This window comes from Klebsiella sp. C349492 (assembly GCF_042055345.1).
Lineage (GTDB): Bacteria > Pseudomonadota > Gammaproteobacteria > Enterobacterales > Enterobacteriaceae > Klebsiella > Klebsiella scottii.
The window spans coordinates 1,026,053-1,043,847 of the sequence record NZ_JANQCE010000001.1 but is presented as its reverse complement, the minus strand read 5'-3'; the positions used below and the strand labels follow the sequence as shown (position 1 = coordinate 1,043,847).

Genomic DNA, 17,795 nt, shown 5'->3' with positions numbered 1-17,795 from the left:
GGGCTACAATAGCGCTCTGTATCGCGTTAGCGCGCCTTCAGGCGCGGGCGCAAATAGAGTGAATCAATAATGGATATTAAACAGCTCAAGTATCTGATCGCCCTCGATCGAACCCGCCATTTTGGCCAGGCCGCGGCGGCCTGTCATATCACCCAGCCGACGCTATCCATGCGCATTCGCAGCCTGGAAGAGGAGCTGAACCTCGTGCTGATCCAGCGGGGACAGCGCTTCGAAGGGTTTACCCCCGAAGGCGAACGCATTCTGGCGTGGGCGCGGGCGCTGCTTGCCGCCCACGACGGGCTGGAAGCGGAGGCGGCCATTTGCCGCGGGCAAATGGTGGGCCAGCTGCGGGTCGGCATGGTGCCGCTGGCCAGCCTCAATCCGATGCAGCTGATTAAGCCCCTGACGGAGAAGTATCCCGAGCTGCAGTTTAGCCTGCTGTCGCTGACCTCGGAGCAGATTATCGATGGCGTGAGCCGTAATCAGCTCGACCTGGGGATCTGCTACCTGCACCACGTCGATAGCCAGCTGTTTAACGTGCAGTGGCTGCCGGCGACGCGGATGGGGCTGCTGCACGATAAGCGGCATTTTCGCTTCGCGCAGGGGACGCCCGATTGGGAAAACCTGGCTTCTCTGCCGCTCGGTTTCCTCACCAAAGGGATGTACTACCGCGAATCGATCGAGATGAGCTTTAAAGCGAAAGGGCTAACGCCGAAATACGTTTTTGAAAGCGACTCTACCTTTCAGATAATCCAGGCGGTACAGGCGGGGATCTGCTGCGCCATTATGCCGCTCAATAATGGCCTGGAGGAGCTGAGCGACAATCTGGAGATTATCCCGATTGCCGAAACGGAGGTGGATTCGATGCTGGCGCTGATTATGCGCAATAAAGAGCCGGTGTCGTCGCTGGCGGAAAAATGCTTTGCCGATGCGCAGGCGATATTTGGCTAATTCTTTAGCAGAATATAATGTATGAATTAGCGCTCCGAAGAGGTTGGGGCGTTAATTAACATCATCGCGGAACCGTTGCGTAATTAATGACAGCCGTAGGCGGTTATTCTGCTATAAAGATCCTGGAACGACTCTTCCGTCAGCACATCGCCCCGCAGCACCGAAACGGTAAAATGAAAGAACGGCGTGAAGATGCTATCCATGTCGCTATATTCTTGCTGTTTTAAACCACAGGCGGCATACAGCCTGCCTGACAGGGTGGTTGACGGGAAACGGGCGATATCAAGCAGCTTCTTCGTAGCGTCCGGAGATGAGACAACCATTACTAGCGCCTGCTCCCCGGCGCTTTTATGCGCGATAAAGCCGTTATAACCGGTGGAGAAATACTGCGAACTGGCGATGGTTTTTACAGCATCAGGTAATTCAATCTTCGCGCTGACTGCCTGAGCCGAGCAAGCTATTAATAGCGTAACCAGTAATTGTACAATGAGGTTTGTTTTTTTAAGCATCGGGCTTGAGCCATAAATAATTCATTGGACATCTATAGCACGCGAAAAAATAGCGATCAATAAATAGCGCTGATTATCCGTTTTGCCATTGATATTTATCAGGTCAGTGAATGTGGGGTTTTTATTATATTGGTGACGGAGGGATTTTATAAATCAGGACAGAGGCTCTGCCGTCGCCGCCGGGAGAGATCCGGCGACGCGGCGTGAGGTTAGATTTTTTCCAGGCTGATGCCGCGAGTTTTCGGCCCGAAAATACCGACCGAGAGCATCACCATCAGCATGCTGACCACGATAAAGCCGATCACTCCCGGCGCACCGGCGTATTGCAGAATGATGCCGATCAGGATGCTGGTGATTGCCGTCGACAGGCGGCTGAACGAGTAGCAGAAGCCTACCGCGCGGGCGCGAATATGGGTCGGGAAAACCTCGGCCTGATAGGCGTGATAGCTGATGGTGAGCCAGGCGTTGGACCAGGTGATCATAAACCCGCAGATAACCAGCATCACCGGACTATTTTGTAGTGCGAACAGGGTGCCGAACACCACCGTCATCAGCGCGGAGAGTACGATTTGCCATTTGTTCTCAAAGCGGTGAACAAAGCGGGTGCAGAACAGGCAGCCAATCGGATAGGCGAGGGTAATGAAAAAGGCGTACAGCAGGCTATGGGTAATGCTGGCGCCCTGGCCTGACAGCAGCGCCGGCAGCCAGTTTCCGAAGCCAAAGAAGCCGATAGCCTGGAAGAAGTTCATTACCATCAGCATGATGGTGCGTCGGCGATATTCCGGCGCCCAAATCTCTTTAAAGGTGCCGGTCTGCGTTTTGGTTGTCCCGGGCTGCGTAAGGTGCTGCGGCGAGGGGGCAATACCGCAGCGCTGCTCCATCTCACACATCACCGCGTGCGCATCGTCGTTGCGGCCTTTAACCTCCAGCCAGCGGGCCGATTCCGGCAGCTTCTTGCGGATGACCCAGATAACCAGCGAGCACAGCGCGCCGAAGATAATGACCCAGCGCCAGCCGCTCAGGCCGAACAGGGTGATGGGCACCAGCATCCATGACATCAAGGCGACGGCGGGCACCGAGAGAAACTGAATGAAGAAGGCAAAGGCGAAGGCTTTGTTACGCAGATGGGTCGGAACCCATTCGCTCAGGTAGGTGTCGATGGTGACCAGCTCAATGCCGAGGCCAATGCCAACGAGGAAGCGGAAGAAAATAACCCCCTCCGCGCTGCTCTGAAAGGCCATCAGCAGCGAGAATACGCCGTACCAGGCAAGCGCAAACATAAAGGTCAGGCGGCGGCCGAGCTTATCCGCCAGCGGCGCGAGAAGGCTGGCGCCGATAAACAAGCCGAAAAAGGTCGCCGAGGCGAAGGCGGCCTGATCCGATATGCCGAAAACTCCCTGCTCGCCGACATGAAAAATATTCTCTGCCAGCAGGCCGGTGCTGATGTATCCGGTCTGAAAAAGATCGTACAGCTCGAAGAAACCACCGAGCGCCAGCAGGGTGATAAATGACCACAGGCCGAAGGAGGCGGGCAGCGCATCGATACGGCTGGTTAAGCTGGAGTGGGGCTGTCCTGCGGAAGCAAAGGGCGCATCCCCCAGAACGTGGGTGGTAGACATATTATTATTTCCCTCAGAAAAAATGTTCGCCTGCTAATGTTAATTGATTGTTAATAGTTTTAAATTTTTAATCGCCCGCTCTATATCAATTCTTCAGACAGATATCTGGTAAATCGTCTCCGGGTCTGTGGAATACGCTGGTTTTTGGCGGCCGGGCGCGGCAGATTTGAATGAAATGACTAACAGGCCGCTAGCGCAGACTTTCAGAAGGGATGACTGGAGAGGGGACGGGCGTCACGGAGCGTATTTATGACGTTATCGCTGGCGTTCCGGCTTAACCGCCGCCGGCGCTTGTCATTAAGAAAACCGGCGACGGGTCTGGCAGACCCGGAATACCGGCGCATGAAGATGATTAATCCATGCTCATTTCACGCAGACGTTTACTTTAAGCTGATATTATTCTCTTTCGCCCACTTTCTTAATCGTGCGCACGCGTTAGCATAAGGGGACGATGTGTTAAATGAGATCATTCGTCCCATTGTCCATTTTGTGTACCAGGGTTTGCCATACAAAATTTCATCGCTGCGCTCATCAATCAGCTGCGTTATTTCATTTTTTACCCTCTGCAGCTCAGCGATTAGCGCGCTATAGCTTAATCCCCTGTAGTCTGCGTAAAACTTTTGCGCCAGAAGACCAAGCTGATTCCATTTATAGCCAGCCTCCGGAAAATCGACAGCCAGCCCTTTGGCGTCAGAAACGATCCACTTTACAACCAGCGCATTCCATCCCAGCATATACGAAACCAGGTCCCGAACGCTCATCTGGCTGCCTTTGGCGTGGCCATCCATTGCGTTATCCGCAGTAAGTTCTGCCGGTATTGCATGGAGATAGCCCATTAATTTATCGAAGTTTTTATCAATAGCGCTAAGTAATTCAGATTTTGTTTGCGGCACACTCATAAAGAATTCCCTCTCACTCAAGGTTCGGTATCCGGAGCGGTATCAGCGCGCATTAAGATAAGTTTCTGCCGCTCGCGCCCGGCTCATTAAGCGGATAGTAGCGCTGAAAATGAGCCCAGGCGCATGGCGAGGCCGCAAATTTGTGAATGCCGCGCCGTTCTCCAGGTTCTGTGGCCTATTTTCCATCCTTTCGCTGCGGCGGTAGCGCCTGCAGTATTCTGCTGGCCTCAGATTCGCTCAGCGGGTAATCGAAAAAGCGCTGATAAAAGTCGCGGGTGACCGCGAGCATATCAATATCGGCGAAGCGCTGAGGCTGGATCTGCTTTGCCGCCCACTGAATTTGCAGCGCGCTTTCGGTCCCGTAGCGATCCCACGGGAAAACCCCCGCCGGGTTTTGCCGCACCTGCTGGTTTTTGACCGCCTGCAGGGTGGAGAAGAGGTCACGATAGGCGGAGTGCGCTAAATCGCCGCAGCCCGCGCCGAGGATAATAATATCCGGCTGCCAGGCCAGCACCTTCTCCGGAGAAATCTCCTGCATATTGCCCTCGATCCCGGCGGCAGCGTTCTGGCCGCCGGCCAGCCGGATCCAGGTATCGATCAGCGTATGGCCGCCGTCGACCTTGAGCGGCTTCAGCGACTGGATATGCAGCACGCGCGGGCGTTCGGCGTCGGTCAGCGTGGCGGTTCGCTGGCCGATACGCGCGATAGTCTGCTGTAAATACCGGTTGTAGGCCTGCGCTCTGGCCAGCGCCTGCGGCGTCCCGAGAACCTCGGCGGTGGTGGTGACGGAACGCGCCAGCGACGGGTAATCGGTAAAGCTCATCTCCATAACCGGCAGACCGGCCTGCCGGTACGCTTCGGCATCGCCGTTACCCTGGGCGACAAAGACCACTTCGGCTCCGCGCGCCAGCAGCGCCTCGCTGGTAAAGTGCGGGCCGCGGCTGATAAGCGCCTGGTTGAGGCGAGGATCGAGGTGAAACATCCACGGGCGGCTGTCCGGGCGATTAACCGTTGCCACAATGTTATCGCCCGCGCCGAGGGTCATCAGCAGCGAGTGGTGGGCGAACCATCCCTCGGCGATGCGATCAACGCGATCCGGCAGGGTGACGCTATGCCCGGCATCGTCCGTCAGCTGGCGGCTGGCGAGAGCCGGCAAAGCGAGCCAGGCGCAGAGTAAAGCGGCAGCTATTTTTTTCATTATGATCCTTAGAAATCAAACTGTACCGAGGCCGTCGCTTCACGCGGCGCGCCGAGCTGAGCGCTGGCGTAGCCGGCGCCGGTGTAGCCGGTCAGGGCCCCCGGAACGATATTGCTCCAGTAGCGGCGGTTGGTCACGTTAGTGACTGCCAGCCTGAAGGTGGTGTCGGTACCAAACAGTCGGGTGCGATAGTTGCTGCCGACATCCAGGGTGGTATAGCTACCGACCCAGCCGTCGTTGGCGCTATCGGTCGCCCGGCGGCCGACGTAACGGATATTGCTATTCATATCCAGTCCCGGTAGCGCAGCGATGCTGTAAATGACCAGCATGTTGGCGGTGAAGCGAGGCAGACCGACCACCTGTTTGTCGTCAGCGCTGGCGCTGGAGGTGTTGTGCAGACGCGGATCGAGCCAGCTGCCGCCGCCGAACACGCGCAGATTGGGCGTGATGCGTCCATCGGCCATCAGCTCCAGCCCCCGGTTTTTCTGCGTTCCGTCTTCGGCGAAATCACCGCTGTCGTTGGTATAGGCAAACGGGCGCTCGGCCTGGAACAGCGCGGCGGTAAGCAGCAGATCGCTGTGCACGGCGTACTTCGCCCCGGCCTCAAGCTGATGGCTGCGGTAGGGATTGAGAACGTCGCCTGCGTTATTGGCGCCGGCCGGGGCGGTGTCGCCCTGCTGCATGCTGTTGGCCCAGGTGGTATAGAGCGTCAGGTTATCGACCGGCTTATACATCAGGCTGGCGGAACCGCTGGTACCGCGATCGTCATGGCTGCTGCTGCGCCGGCTGTTTTTACCGTAGTTGTCGACGGTAAACAGGCTTTCGCTGCCGGAAAGCAGCAGGCTCCACTGGGGGCTGAAGGTCAGGGTGTCGTTGAGCAGGAATACGTGCTGGGTGGTGGTCGCGGAATGATAGCGATCGGTGAAATCCGGATAGGCCGGGCGCGGATAGTCAGGGCTGTCGTCGAGGGTCGAGCTGCCGAGCTTTTGCGTCCCGCCATCGCGAGGGTTGTAGTTTTTCCACACGAAGCCGCGCGCGCCTATCGCCAGATCGTGCTGCAGCCAGCCCGTTTCAACGCTCCCGGTCAGGTTGGCGAGATAGCTATTGATGGTAAAGCGGCTTGCCGCGGAGTTCGAGGTGGTGGTGGCGTAGCTGCCTTTATTATCGGTTAGCGTATTGGTCACGGTGGTGGATTCGCGATCCGCAATCTGGCGCAGGACCCCAACGTCCAGCAGCCAGTTGCCGTCAAAGTCGTGTTTGAGATGCAGGCTGCCGGTGGTCGTGGTGTCGTCATTGCCGGCGTAATACTGACCGTACTTGCTCCTGGTCGGATCGAGCGGCGACGGGAAATGGGTGCCTTTGGCTAAAGCGAAGGAGCCGGGCAATCCCTTTTGATAAAAGTGGTAGTAGCTAAAGTTGCTCTCCAGTACCGTCTGGTCGGTGAGCTGAAAATCAAGCGCCAGACCCGCATACTGGTTGCGTTGACGGCTGCCGTGGGTATAGCCGCTGCCGTCCTGGTTCATCAGGTTCAGGCGATACTTCACCCGGTCGCCGGAGTCCAGCGGGCCGCTGAGATCCAGCGCGGCGTTGGCGCCAGAGCCGGTTCCTCCGCCCACCGTGACCCGGCGCAGCGGCACGTCGCTGGCGCGTTTGGAGACGAGGTTAAACATGCCTGCCGGATTCGCCGGGCCATACAGCGCGCCGGCCATGCCGCTAAGGACTTCAATGCGCTGAAACTGCTCGGCCGGGTATTCGGTTGTCGAGACCGCGTTCAGCCCGTCGATAGTGCTGTTCTGCACCACGCTGCCCTGCATGCCGCGGGTCTGCGGACGAACGCCATCGCCCTGAACCGAGGGCAGATAGCGATAGACGTCCTTCACGCTGCCGGCCTGCACCTGGCGGGTCAGCGAATCCGACAGGGTCTGTACCGACCACGGGACGTCAATCAGCTTGCGTTTGCCGAGGCTGCCGAGCGTTGCCTGCTGTTCGGCGGCAGGCGTGGCGCTATCCAGCGTTTCGGCGGGGGATTCAGCGGTGACGACCAGGGTTTCTGCGGCGTCAACGGGCAGAGTCAGCAGCAGAGAAGAACAGGGGATCATCCCGGTTAATAGAACGAGTTTATATGAGCGCATTGATTTAATTTCAGACGAATGAAAAACGGAATGAGGCGGGAGAGATCTCGCTTCTGTCTGAAGGGTACGGGTTTTATTTGTATGACAAAAAGATAGAGCCATTCGCTATGTATGTCAATATATAACGAATGGTTTCTTTACTTAAGAAAAACGAGGCCAGCGGCCGGGCGGGATGTCGCGCTAATCTTCAGGCCTGCTGATACACCATCCGGTAACCGCCGTCGATGGTCTTCAGGTAGGCAAAACCGGCGCCGGCGAGGTGCATGCCGGCAATCAGCCACTGCTCGCTTGCCGCCTGCGCCAGAATCCGTTTCCGCGTGCTTGCAGCCTCGGCGGGGTCGGCGTCAAAGGCGATAGCGACGGCCGGCAGGGCTGACTGAATGTGCGGGAAATGCACAATGTCGCCCCAGATCAGCAGGGGCTTATCCCCGGCATCGATACGAAACCCGGTATGACCCGGCGTATGGCCGGGTAGCCAGATTGGACGAATGCCGGCGAGCACCTCATCGTCCGTCAGCAGGTTCACCCGCTGCCCATAGGCCGCCAGCGTGCGGCGGAACAGCGTAAAATTGCGCCGGACGCGTTCGCTGGCCCGCATGAACAGGGCCTCATCCTGCCAGTAATCGATCTCCCGCGGGTGCAGATACAGCCGCGCATTTTTATAGACGGCCTCGCCGTCGGCGTCGAGCAGCCCGCCGATATGATCGGGATGGCCGTGCGTCAGTAGTAGCGTATCGACGTCGGCCGCAGCGATACCCAGCTCACGAAGGCGCGCGGGGAGCTCGCCTCCGGCGTTATTCAGGCCGCCGGCGCCGGAATCAACGAGGATCGTGCGTCCCCGGCCGCGGATCAGATAGGCATTGATATGCAGAGCCGCCGGGTCAGCCATGCCGGCGGCGCGTTGCATTTTGTCGGCTTCTGCGGGGTCAATACCCGAGAGTATCCCCAGGCTGACGGACATATTTCCGTCGCTCAAGGCGCTCACCAGATAATCGCCAACCTGACGGCTGATAGGGTTAACGGTGCGCACGATCGCCTCCTTGTTGGGGACGCAGCTGCCCGGTTAGCGGTTGATACAGGCGGATATCCGCCATTGTAGAGAGCAGGGCGGCGTTGTCTGCGGGAATGACGTACGCCAGCCGACCTTCAGGGAAGCTATCCAGACCGGCGGCCCGCAGCTGCCACGGCCGATAGCCCAGCTCATTGGCAATAAAGTCGACGGGCTGCGCCGCCAGCAGCAGGATCTGGTCGGCGGATACCGCCGGAGCCGGGTCCGCGCACTGATACAGACTGCGCCGCCAGTCGCTGATGTTGGCCTGCCAGCGGGCAAAGCTGCCGCCGCCCTTCTGGCGGTACTCCGCGCTGGTGAGAACCGCGGCGTCGCGGACGGTGTGGATGGCCAGCCAGGCCGGGCAGCCCGGCGTTGTGGCCCTGAAGCGTTGGGAGGTACTGAAGCCATCAACGCTAAGCAGCGCCGGGAGCTTCTCCCGGTTGTAAAAATCATTCCACCCGGCTTCGCTTTGCGGGTCGGTATAGGTGCATTCTACGATATACAGCATAAACGGGCCTCTGCATGAAGGTGTCATCAGCGTATTGCTGATAATTCATCATGTTACTGGCTGTATTTCGCCGCCTGAATCGATATTATCTCATCGGTTAGTGACATTCTGTCACTGAACACACTCGCAGCCGAAGGGGCGCTATCATGCGAAGAAAACTGCCCAGCAGCGCGTCATTACAGGCGTTTGAAGCGGCGGCAAGGCACGGTAATTTTGCCAGAGCGGCAGAGGAGCTCTCCCTGACCGAAGGGGCGATCAGCCGGCAGATTGGGCGGCTTGAAGCCTTGTTGAACTGCAAATTATTCGACCGCACGGGAACCCGCGTGCAGCTGAACCCTAACGGCGCGCGCTACGCCCACCGCGTGCGCGAGACGCTTGAGCGCCTCGACAGGGATACCCAGTACTTAACGGGCATGGCCGACGGCAGCCGCAGCCTCGAAATTGCCGCACTGCCCACCTTCGCCAGCCGCTGGCTGATCCCGCGCCTCAGCGGCTTTAACCGCCGGCACCCGGATATCACGCTGAATATTGCGGTCCGTACGGACCCTTTTATCCTGACCGGCAGCGGGTTTGACGCGGCGGTTCATTTTGAGCACCCGGCGTGGAGCGGAATGCGTATTCGCTTTCTGCTGCAGGAAAGGCTGGTCCCGGTGTGCCATCCCTCGCTGCTGACCGATCGCGACGGCGGGGAGCAGCTGAACGCGCTGCCGCGTATCCATCGGCGGCAAAACCCGGATGCATGGCGCCTGTACTCCCAGGAGAGCGGCATCGCGCTGGATAATCCGTCCCAGGGCGTGTGCTACGATCTGCATGAGATGGCCATCTCCGCCGTGCAGGCCGGGCTTGGCGTCGCGCTGGTGCCGCAGGTGTATGTCGAAAAAGAGCTCCGCAGCGGGGCGCTGGCCGCTCCCTGGCCGGTTTCTGCCCGGCTGAACAAAAATTTCTGCCTGGTTAAACCGGTTGAAACGGGCATTAACGAGAGCGCTTTAGCGGATTTTGAGCGCTGGCTGCTGGCCGAAACTGGCGGCGGCGCGGCATAAAGATCGCTAATTTTTCCGCCGCTGAATCAGGAAAGAGAGGGGCGCGGGGGCGAGCGGGAGGATATTCAGCGTACCTACAGTCGGCTGCTGCAGCTGCGGCAAAGATAGGGCGGGAAGAGAAAAGCCCCGGCGGGCGAGAAGCCTGCCGGGGAGGGAGATTACAGATCGAAACGGTCGAGGTTCATGACTTTGGTCCAGGCCGCCACGAAGTCGGTGACCAGCTTCTGCTGCGCATCCTGGCTGGCGTAAACTTCTGCCAGCGCGCGCAGCACCGAGTTAGAACCAAACACCAGGTCGGCGCGGGTGGCGGTGAACCGGCTCTCGCCGCTCTTACGATCGCGGCCCTCAAACAGTTCGCCCCGTTCGTCGGTGGCTTTCCAGACGGTCGCCATGCTCAGGAGATTGACGAAGAAGTCGTTGCTGAGAACGCCCCGGCGGTCGGTGAAGACGCCGTGCTGGCTGCCATCGAAGTTGGCGCCCAGTACGCGTAAACCACCTACCAGCACGGTAAGCTCCGGCGCGGTCAGCGTCAGCTGCTGGGCCTTATCCAGCAGCAGCGTCTCGGTTGAAACGCCCCCTTCAATGCGGCGATAGTTGCGGAAACCATCCGCCAGCGGCTCCAGCAAACCGACGGATTCGACATCGGTCTGATCCTGACGCGCGTCCACGCGGCCCGGCGCAAACGGTACGGTGACCTGCACGCCCGCGGCAGCGGCGGCCTGCTCAACGCCGACCGCGCCCGCCAGCACGATAATATCCGCCAGCGATGCTTTACCGGACGCTTTTTGAATCGCCTGCAGCGTTGGCAGAACCTTCGCCGCGATGGCGTTGACCGGCCAGTCTTTCTGCGGCGCCAGCGCCAGACGCGCGCCGTTGGCCCCGCCGCGCTTATCGCCGCCGCGGAAGGTGGAAGCCGAAGCCCAGGCAACGGAAACCAGTTCGCTCACCGACAGGCCCGCATCGGCAATGGCGGTTTTCAGGGTGGCGATATCCGCTTCGCTCGGGCTGTGGATCGCCTCCGGGAGCGGGTCCTGCCAGATCAGATCTTCTTTCGGTACTTCCGGTCCGAGGTAGCGGGATTTTGGCCCCATATCGCGGTGAATCAGCTTGAACCAGGCGCGGGCAAAGGCTTCATTAAACGCCTGCGGATCGTTGAGGAAGCGGCGGGAAATCTTATCGAATTCCGGGTCGAAGCGCAGCGTCAGGTCGGTAACCAGCATCGTTGGCTTACGCTTTTTCTCCGGGTCAAACGGATCGGGGATCAGATCCGGAGCGTCTTTGGCTTCAAACTGAATGGCGCCAGCCGGGCTGCGGGTCTGTACCCACTCATATTTGTACAGGTTTTCGAAGAAGTAGTTGCTCCACTGGGTCGGCGTCTGGGTCCAGACGACTTCAAGGCCAGAGGTGATAGCGTCCGCCCCGGCGCCGCTGCCGTAGGTGCTGGACCAGCCGAGGCCCTGGGCCTCAATTGAGGCCGCTTCCGGCTCGGCGCCTACGTGGCTGGTGACGGCCGCGCCGTGGGTTTTACCCAGCGTATGGCCGCCGGCAATCAGGGCCACGATCTCTTCATCGTCCATCCCCATGTTGCCAAAGGTGGCGCGAATCGCCGCCGCCGCGGAGAGCGGTTCGCCGCTGGCGTTCGGGCCTTCCGGGTTGACGTAAATCAGGCCCATTTCGGTTGCGCCCAGCGGCTGCTGCGCCAGGCTTTCCGGATGACGGTGCTCAAGCCAGGCTTTTTCATTCCCCCAGTCAACGTCGAGGTCCGGTTCCCACACGTCTTCACGTCCGGCGCCGAAGCCAAAGGTACGGAAACCGGCATTTTCCAACGCCACGTTCCCCGCCAGCATATAGAGGTCGGCCCAGGAGATTTTCTGGCCATATTTTTGTTTGACCGGCCACAGCAGGCGGCGGGCCTTATCCAGGCTGACGTTGTCCGGCCAGGAGTTCAGCGGAGCGAAACGCTGCTGGCCGCGGCCGCTGCCGCCGCGCCCGTCAACGGTACGGTAGGTGCCGGCACCGTGCCAGGCCATACGAATAAACAGCCCAATGTAGCTGCCCCAGTCTGCCGGCCACCACTCCTGGGAGTCGGTTAGCAGGGCCCGCAGGTCGGCTTTTAGCGCGGAGTAATCGAGCTTTTTAAACTCTTCCCGGTAGTTAAATTCTTCGCCCAGCGGATTTGAGCGGTTGGAGTGTTGGTTCAGCAGATCCACGCGCAGCTGGTTTGGCCACCAATCTCGGTTGGCTGTGCCGCCACCGGCGCTTTGCGTGGGCGCCGCGGTGTGAAAAGGACACTTCCCTGCGGATGCGTTGTTAGATGAATCGTTAGACGTGCTCATATCAGGCTCCGTTTACTTTTGTGAATGCCATTACGATATACACTGCTTCCAATAAGCGATACTTGAATAAATCTACGGAATTAATAGTTATATCCTTTTAACAGCGAGTGATAAAGAAATCCATATGTTATTTGTGGTTAAGGCCCAAAATACGTAAAAGCGACTTACTAACCATAGTATTAACGTATTAGTTTAGGAAATCGCAGCGGCGCGTTTGGCGATAAAAGCGTCATTCCGCCAGCAAAAATCTTATGCTCCGGCGGCGGCGGGCAACATGGGCATTACCCATGACGCGAAGCCGGGCATCAGCGGCGAAATTTGAGGGGTTGCTGAGCGGTGAGCGACAGGCTATTACTATTCATGGCCATGTAACTGGCGCCTTGAGACAGAATACTGTCGGGGAGCATGGCCGCGACCGCCGCGCGCCTGGGCATAACTTTGTCTGGTGGAGATAAGCTATGCCTGAATTGAGCTCGTTAATGACATTCGCGTTCGTTGCCCTGGGGCTGGTGCTGACCCCTGGGCCGAATATGATCTACCTGACCTCGCGCTCGATCTGCCAGGGCAAACGCGCCGGCCTGATCTCATTAGGCGGCGTGGCGCTAGGGTTTGTCTTTTATATGCTGTGCGCGGCCCTGGGGATTACCGCGCTGATTTTTGCGGTGCCCTATGCCTACGATATTTTGCGCATCAGCGGGGTCGTCTATTTACTCTACCTGGCCTGGCAGGCGATAAAACCGGGCGGTCGTTCGCTCTTTGCCGTGCGCGACCTGCCGGCAGACAGCGGCCGTAAGCTCTTTCTGATGGGCTTTATTACCAACCTGGCGAATCCTAAAATCGCCATTATGTATCTGTCGCTATTACCGCAGTTTATCTCCCCCGGCCACGGTAGCATTCTCAGCCAGTCTTTGGTGCTCGGCTTCACCCAGGCATTGATCAGCGTGGCGGTAAACGCGCTGATTGTGGTGATGGCCGGTGAGGTTTCGCTGTTTCTTACCGCTCGTCCGCTCTGGCAGCGCTTTCAGCGCTGGCTGATGGCGACGGTGCTGGCAGGGATGGCGGTTAAAATCGCCTTTGAGACGCGTAAATAGCGCCCGGGCAGGCGCGAGCCTGCCTTCTTCTGCACCAAATCTACGCACTGCCCCAAAACGACTCCCCATTCTGGTGTGCTGGCGCCGATAAATATTCCATCCTTTTGATTTTATACTAATTATTATTTTGGCATATGCTTTGCAAGATAAAAACAGAAGGCAGCGCACCATACAATTTAGATGATCAAATAGCTGGCTAGGGTTCCGGTTCACGCAGGTGAATGACTGGTCCGAGAGCTGGCGACCTCTGCGAGGTTACACGGCGGGACAAAAGCCCGGGAGACAGCAGCACCAGTAGGTGTCGCGCTGCTCCTGTTTTTTGTGCCAACCAGAGGTTCATCATGAAGCGATCGCCACTACTCCGTTCTTTTGTTCTGTCACTGGCGCTGTTGGCCAGTTTCCCCTCTTTTGCCGCGGTGAAAAAAGAGTTCAACGTCTGCTGGACGATTTATGCCGGCTGGATGCCCTGGGGCGCCATCAGCAACGAAAAAATCATCGATAAATGGGCCAGTAAGTACGGTATCAAGATCAATATCGTGCAGCTCAACGACTACATCGAATCGATTAACCAGTATACCGCCGGCCAGTTTGACGGCTGCACCATGACCAATATGGATGCTCTGACCATTCCTGCCGCCGGCGGGGTGGATACCACCGCGTTGATTACCGGCAGCTACTCGGACGGCAACGATGGCGTGGTGCTGAAGGGCGCGGACAAAAAGCTGAGCGACCTGAAAGGGATGCAGGTTTACCTCCCGGAGCTGTCGGTTTCCCACTATCTGCTGGTTCGCGGACTGGAGAAGGCGGGGCTGCAGGAGCGAGATGTCAAAGTGGTCAATACCTCTGACGCCGATATTGTCTCCGCCTTCGGCACCAGCAGCGTGCGCGCCGCCGTAGCGTGGAACCCGCAGCTGTCGGTTATCAAAAAGACCCCACAAACCAGCGAAGTTTTTAGTTCATCCCAGGTACCTGGCGAGATCATCGACATGATGGTGGTCAACAGCCAAACCCTCAAGGACAACCCGGCGCTTGGCAAGGCGTTGACCGGCGCGTGGTTTGAAATGATGAGCAAAATGCAGGCCGGAGATAAGCCGGCGCTGAGCGCGATGGCGGCGGATTCCGGCACCGACCTCGCCGGCTATCAGGGGCAACTGAAAACCACCCATCTGTTCTGGACCGCTGCCGACGCGCTGAGGTTCATCTCCAGCCCCGATCTGGCAAAAACCATGCAGCGCGTGGCGCAATTCTCCTTCGATAAAGGGCTGCTGGGCGAGGGCGCCCAGAGCGCCGACTTTATCGGCATGAGCTTCCCGGGCAAGGTCGCCGTCGGCGACGCGGGGAACGTCAGGCTGCGTTTCGACGATAGCTACCTGAAGATGGCCGCCGCGGGCCAGCTGTAATGATTGCTGACGGGAGTCAACGCCATGCGACAAATTAACCGCCATCCACAGCAGGGCATGCGGCTGATGCTGATGCTGATGCCCTTCGTGCTGCTGATCGCCGCCTGGTTCATCGGCTCTGCGCTGCGGCTGGAGGCCAATCCGCAGGACAAGCTGCTGCCCGGACTGTCGCAGATGGTCGCGGCCATCGAGCGGATGGCGTTCACGCCGGACAAACGCAGCGGCGAGTACCTGCTGTGGGCCGACACGCTGATCAGCCTGGGGCGCCTGCTGACCGGGCTGGCGCTCTCCTCGCTGATTGGGCTGAGCATCGGCATCGCCGCCGGCGTTTTTCCGCTCTACCGCGCCGCGCTGTCGCCGCTGATGACCGTTATTTCGATGATCCCGCCGCTGGCGATCCTGCCGGTGCTGTTTATCGTCTTTGGCCTCGATGAGCTCTCCAAGGTGATGCTGATTGTGATCGGCGTGACGCCAATGCTGGCGCGCGATCTGGAACAGCGGGCGCGGGAAATTCCGGCGGAGCTGTTTATTAAAGCGCAAACCCTCGGCGCCAACAGCTGGACGCTGGTGCTGCGGGTGGTACTGCCGCAGCTGCTGTCGCGCTTGATCGTCTCCCTGCGCCTGCTGCTGGGCTCGGCGTGGCTGTTTCTGATATCGGCGGAGGCCATTTCCGCCACCGCCGGTCTCGGGTACCGCATTTTCCTTGTCCGCCGCTACATGGCGATGGACGTCATCATCCCCTACGTCATCTGGATAACCCTGCTGGCCTGGCTGATGGATCTGGCCCTGCGGCAGCTGCACAAAGCCTGCTTCCCGTGGGCGGAAGGAGGCCGGGCATGAGCTTTATTGCCATTAAAAATATCTGGCAGGAGTACGGCGACCACGTGGTGCTGGAGCGCATCAATCTCGAGGTCAGAGAGGGGGAGTTCTGTTCAATGGTCGGGGCCTCCGGCTGCGGAAAATCGACCTTTTTGCGCCTGCTGCTGGGCCAGGAAAAACCGACCCGCGGCGCAATTACCCTCGACGGCCAGCCGCTGGCCGCCGAGCCGGACCGCAGCCGCGGCGTGGTGTTCCAGCGCTATTCGGTATTTCCGCATCTCAACGTGCTGGATAACGTCGCGGTGGGCCTCGAGCTGCCGGCCTCGCCGCTGCTTGGTCGTCTTTTTGGCGCCCGCAGGCGCAACGCCCGCGAACGGGCGGCGCAGATGCTGGAGAAAGTCGGCCTCTCCCACGCGCTCGATAAGTACCCGGCGCAGCTCTCCGGCGGGATGCAGCAGCGGCTGGCGATCGCCCAGGCCTTCGTGATGCAGCCGCGCATCCTGCTGCTTGATGAGCCGTTTGGCGCGCTCGATCCGGGTATCCGCAAGGATATGCACGGGCTGCTTTTGCAGCTGTGGAGCGAAACGCGGATGACGGTCTTTATGGTCACCCACGATTTGGCCGAAGGCTTCAATCTCGGGACCCGGCTGCTGGTCTTCGACAAGGTGCGCCACGACCCTCAGGCGCCCAACGCCTACGGCGCGCGCATAACCTACGACATACCGCTTAACGAAGCCCGCATGTCGCAGATGCTCGGCACCGGCAGCGATAACAACGTTTATGCATTAAGGAGATAGTCAGATGAAGCCACTTTTTCATTCGTTACCGAGCCTGCGCGAAGAGTTTGTCCCGGGCGGCGGCCATACCTCGTTTATTCTGCGCCGCGGGCAAATTCTGCGCCTGACCGATATCGACGGCGAGGCCAACGTCAGCATGATGATGCTCAATCCACATGAAAAGAGCGAACGCCTGAACCTGCCGGATACGCTGAAAGGTCAGCATACCGCGCGCCTGACGGCCGGGCACTGTTTCTACTCCGATATGGGCCGCGTGCTGGCCGGGATCGTCGCCGATAGCAGCGGCTGGCACGATCCGTTCGGCGGGGTGCTCAACGCCGAAGAGACCTTAGAAAAGTACGGCGCGGGACGCTACCAGGAGCTGCGTAACGGCTACTACCGCAACGGCGTCGATAACCTGCTGGTTGAAATGGGCAAATGGGATCTGGGTCTGGAAGATCTGCTGATGGTGGTCAACTTCTTCAGCAAGGTCACCGTGGCCGCCGACGGCAGCTTCCATTTCTGCGCGGGTCACTCCGTTCCGGGCAGCTACGTCGAGCTGTTCGCGCCGATGGACGTGCTGATTGTCCTCACCGCGCTGCCGCATCCGCAGGACCCCGCCACGGAATATGCGCCGCGTCCGGTCCAGCTGAGCTGGTACCAGGCCGATGATGAAGCGGCGGCGGTCGCCTCGCTATTGACCCGCGATGAAAACCAGCGCGCGTTTGCCAATACCCAACTTTTTGCCCTCTGAGGAGCCGATCATGAGCCTTGTTACCAGTACCCGCAACCCGGCTGATGCCGTTTATCGTCACGTGATCCCGGCGGGTGAACCCTGGCTGTTCGAAGTGAAGAAAGGGCAAACCCTGCGGCTGCTCGATCTTGAAGGCAACCAGGCTATCGATACCCTGTTTTATAACGCCGATAACCCGCGTGAACGCTACGATCCGCAGCGCACGCTGCGTCGCCAGGGGAATGCCTATCTGACGACCGGCAGCGTGCTGTTCTCCAATCTCGGTCGGCCGCTGCTGACCATCGTTGCCGATACCTGCGGCCGCCACGATACCCTCGGCGGCGCCTGCGCCCAGGAGAGCAATACCGTGCGCTACGCTGCGGATAAGCGCTATATGCACAGCTGCAGGGATAATTTCCTCTGCGCCTGCCTGCACGACGGCCGCCTGCACAAGCGCGATATCGGCGCCAATATCAACTTCTTTATGAACGTGCCGGTGACGGAAGAAGGCGGGCTGACCTTTGAAGACGGCATTTCTGCCGCCGGGAAATACGTCGAGCTGCGCGCGGAGTGCAACGCGATGGTGCTGATTTCCAACTGCCCGCAGCTGAATAACCCCTGCAACGGCTGGGATCCGACCCCGGCAGAGGTGCTGGTATGGAACTGACCCGCTGGCAGCGCTGGCGGCTGATGGCCTATCGCCTGTTTGCCGTACGCGCCGATCGCCTGAACA

The 17,795-nt window shown here is 59.1% G+C and carries 16 protein-coding genes and 2 riboswitches; of the genes, 8 read left to right on the top strand and 8 right to left on the bottom strand.

The window, feature by feature from the left end; translation table 11 throughout:
- Positions 1–69 precede the first annotated feature (69 nt).
- Positions 70–951, top strand: a complete 882-nt coding sequence (locus tag NWP14_RS04960) for a LysR family transcriptional regulator (protein WP_331835245.1) — start codon at positions 70–72, stop codon at positions 949–951.
- 83 nt (positions 952–1,034) lie between these two features.
- Here the strand turns inward: NWP14_RS04960 and NWP14_RS04955 are convergent, their stop codons facing one another.
- The 7 genes from NWP14_RS04955 to NWP14_RS04925 form a co-directional block, all read right to left on the bottom strand.
- A complete protein-coding gene (locus NWP14_RS04955; RefSeq protein WP_375214893.1) occupies positions 1,035–1,460 on the bottom strand; it encodes a hypothetical protein in 426 nt (141 codons plus the stop codon).
- A gap of 209 nt (positions 1,461–1,669) precedes the next feature.
- Positions 1,670–3,079, bottom strand: coding sequence for an MFS transporter (locus NWP14_RS04950; protein WP_375214892.1), 1,410 nt, complete (start codon positions 3,077–3,079; stop codon positions 1,670–1,672).
- 380 nt (positions 3,080–3,459) lie between these two features.
- Positions 3,460–3,978 carry a ClbS/DfsB family four-helix bundle protein gene (locus tag NWP14_RS04945; RefSeq protein ID WP_375214891.1) on the bottom strand — a complete coding sequence of 173 codons (519 nt, stop codon included), beginning with the start codon at positions 3,976–3,978 and terminating at the stop codon, positions 3,460–3,462.
- A 175-nt stretch (positions 3,979–4,153) separates the two neighbouring features.
- A complete protein-coding gene (locus NWP14_RS04940; protein WP_375214890.1) occupies positions 4,154–5,176 on the bottom strand; it encodes an ABC transporter substrate-binding protein in 1,023 nt (340 codons plus the stop codon).
- 8 nt (positions 5,177–5,184) lie between these two features.
- On the bottom strand, positions 5,185–7,308 hold the full coding sequence (locus NWP14_RS04935; protein ID WP_095097755.1) for a TonB-dependent siderophore receptor: 2,124 nt from the start codon (positions 7,306–7,308) through the stop codon (positions 5,185–5,187).
- A 187-nt stretch (positions 7,309–7,495) separates the two neighbouring features.
- Complete coding sequence (locus tag NWP14_RS04930; RefSeq protein ID WP_375215099.1) at positions 7,496–8,269, bottom strand: MBL fold metallo-hydrolase; 774 nt, start codon at positions 8,267–8,269, stop codon at positions 7,496–7,498.
- 55 nt (positions 8,270–8,324) lie between these two features.
- Complete coding sequence (locus tag NWP14_RS04925) at positions 8,325–8,867, bottom strand: sugar ABC transporter (protein WP_375214889.1); 543 nt, start codon at positions 8,865–8,867, stop codon at positions 8,325–8,327.
- A 146-nt stretch (positions 8,868–9,013) separates the two neighbouring features.
- Here NWP14_RS04925 and NWP14_RS04920 point away from each other — a divergent pair, with 146 nt between their 5' ends.
- On the top strand, positions 9,014–9,907 hold the full coding sequence (locus NWP14_RS04920) for a LysR substrate-binding domain-containing protein (RefSeq protein WP_375214888.1): 894 nt from the start codon (positions 9,014–9,016) through the stop codon (positions 9,905–9,907).
- Positions 9,908–10,065: 158 nt separating this feature from the next.
- On the opposite strand, the gene katG is transcribed toward NWP14_RS04920, so the two are convergent.
- The gene (gene katG / locus NWP14_RS04915; protein WP_375214887.1) at positions 10,066–12,243 is read right to left on the bottom strand and encodes a catalase/peroxidase HPI; all 2,178 of its coding nucleotides are present in this window, start codon (positions 12,241–12,243) and stop codon (positions 10,066–10,068) included.
- Positions 12,244–12,601: 358 nt separating this feature from the next.
- Positions 12,602–12,682, top strand: a riboswitch (ZMP/ZTP riboswitch).
- A 19-nt stretch (positions 12,683–12,701) separates the two neighbouring features.
- Here katG and NWP14_RS04910 point away from each other — a divergent pair.
- The 6 genes from NWP14_RS04910 to NWP14_RS04885 all read left to right on the top strand — a co-directional run bounded on the left by NWP14_RS04910 (position 12,702) and on the right by NWP14_RS04885 (position 17,729).
- Positions 12,702–13,334, top strand: a complete 633-nt coding sequence (locus tag NWP14_RS04910; RefSeq protein ID WP_095097767.1) for a LysE family translocator — start codon at positions 12,702–12,704, stop codon at positions 13,332–13,334.
- A 185-nt stretch (positions 13,335–13,519) separates the two neighbouring features.
- Positions 13,520–13,618, top strand: a riboswitch (guanidine-I (ykkC/yxkD leader).
- A gap of 57 nt (positions 13,619–13,675) precedes the next feature.
- Entirely contained in the window at positions 13,676–14,734 is a 1,059-nt protein-coding gene (locus NWP14_RS04905) for a putative urea ABC transporter substrate-binding protein (protein ID WP_095097770.1), read from the top strand.
- A gap of 24 nt (positions 14,735–14,758) precedes the next feature.
- Positions 14,759–15,574, top strand: a complete 816-nt coding sequence (locus tag NWP14_RS04900) for an ABC transporter permease (RefSeq protein ID WP_095097773.1) — start codon at positions 14,759–14,761, stop codon at positions 15,572–15,574.
- Complete coding sequence (locus NWP14_RS04895) at positions 15,571–16,350, top strand: ABC transporter ATP-binding protein (RefSeq protein WP_095097776.1); 780 nt, start codon at positions 15,571–15,573, stop codon at positions 16,348–16,350. Before NWP14_RS04900 ends, NWP14_RS04895 begins: the two co-directional genes overlap by 4 nt.
- 4 nt (positions 16,351–16,354) lie before the next feature.
- Positions 16,355–17,083, top strand: a complete 729-nt coding sequence (locus NWP14_RS04890; RefSeq protein ID WP_331835235.1) for an urea amidolyase associated protein UAAP1 — start codon at positions 16,355–16,357, stop codon at positions 17,081–17,083.
- Positions 17,084–17,093: 10 nt separating this feature from the next.
- Entirely contained in the window at positions 17,094–17,729 is a 636-nt protein-coding gene (locus NWP14_RS04885; protein ID WP_095097782.1) for an urea amidolyase associated protein UAAP2, read from the top strand.
- Positions 17,730–17,795: the final 66 nt, after the last annotated feature.